A 1,316-nucleotide genomic window follows, 5' to 3' on the forward strand; every position below is an offset into this window, starting at 1 on the left:
TGAACCGCCCCGGATTTGGTGGAGGCTCCAATTCTTGAGAAAATGGAGCCATGAACAAGTCGAACAAGTTTTCTGCTGAAGTCCGGGAACGTGCAGTGCGCATGGTGCAGGAGCATCGGGGCGAGTATCCGTCACAGTGGGCGGCGATCGAATCCATCGCCCCCAAGATCGGCTGCACGAGCCAGACTTTGCTGGGGTGGGTCAAACGAGATGAAGTCGATAGCGGCGAGCGCGAGGGCGTGAGCACGTCGGAACGCGAACGTCTCAAGGCACTGGAGCGCGAGGTCAAGGAATTGCGCCGCGCCAACGAGATTCTGAAACTGGCGAGTGCGTTTTTCGCCCAGGCGGAGCTCGACCGCCGCCTGAAGTCCTGAAGGCCTTCATCGATCAGCATCGCGACACCTTCGGGGTCGAGCCGATCTGCAAGGTCCTGCGGATTGCCCCGTCGGGCTACCGGCGCCATGCTGCACAGCTTCGCGATCCGTCGCGCCGCTGCGCTCGTGCGATACGCGATGAACGCCTGCGGCCGGAGATCCAGCGTGTCTGGCAAGCCAACATGCGCGTCTACGGAGCGGATAAAGTCTGGAAGCAGATGAACCGGGAGCGTATCGCGGTGGCTCGCTGCACGGTCGAACGGCTGATGAAGCAACTGGGTTTGCGTGGCGTAATGCGAGGCAAACGTGTTCGCACGACCATTGCCGATGCGGCAGCCGCGCGCCCGCTGGATCGGGTCAACCGGCAGTTCAGGGCAGACCGGCCAAACCAGCTCTGGGTTTCTGATTTCACGTATGTCTCGACGTGGCAGGGCTGGCTCTACGTGGCCTTCGTGATCGACGTGTTCGCCCGACGGATTGTCGGTTGGCGCGTCAGTTCGTCGATGACTACAGACTTCGTTCTGGATGCACTTGAACAGGCACTCTATGCGCGGCGGCCAGGCAGCGATGGAACGTTGATACATCACTCCGACAGAGGCTCGCAATACGTTAGCATTCGCTATAGCGAGCGACTGGCCGAAGCGGGCATCGAGCCCTCGGTTGGTAGCCGTGGCGACAGTTACGACAACGCACTGGCCGAGACAATCAACGGTTTGTACAAGGCCGAACTGATTCATCGCCGCACCTGGAAAACACGGGAGTCCGTCGAGTTGGCAACGCTGGAATGGGTGGCCTGGTTCAATCATCATCGATTGATGGAACACCTCGGCTACATCCCGCCTGCTGAAGCTGAGGCAAACTACTATCGGCAACTTGAAACACCGGTCGCCGAATCCGCATTAACTTAAACCAACCAGCCTCCACGATTCCCGGGGCGGTTCA

The 1,316-nt window shown here is 59.9% G+C and carries 1 protein-coding gene and 1 other annotated feature; the gene reads left to right on the forward strand.

From position 1 onward, the window contains the following. The first annotated feature begins 50 nt into the window (after window positions 1-50). A protein-coding gene (locus PQR67_RS38125) for an IS3 family transposase (RefSeq protein WP_408467940.1) occupies window positions 51-1,282 on the forward strand; the annotation gives its coding sequence in 2 pieces (ribosomal slippage) (window positions 51-339 and window positions 339-1,282; 1,233 coding nt in all). Further along, window positions 329-445, forward strand: a sequence feature (AL1L pseudoknot). Its footprint overlaps the gene before it by 117 nt. Window positions 1,283-1,316: the final 34 nt, after the last annotated feature.

It is taken from the genome of Paraburkholderia fungorum (genome assembly GCF_046026025.1).
GTDB classification, from domain to species: domain Bacteria; phylum Pseudomonadota; class Gammaproteobacteria; order Burkholderiales; family Burkholderiaceae; genus Paraburkholderia; species Paraburkholderia fungorum_E.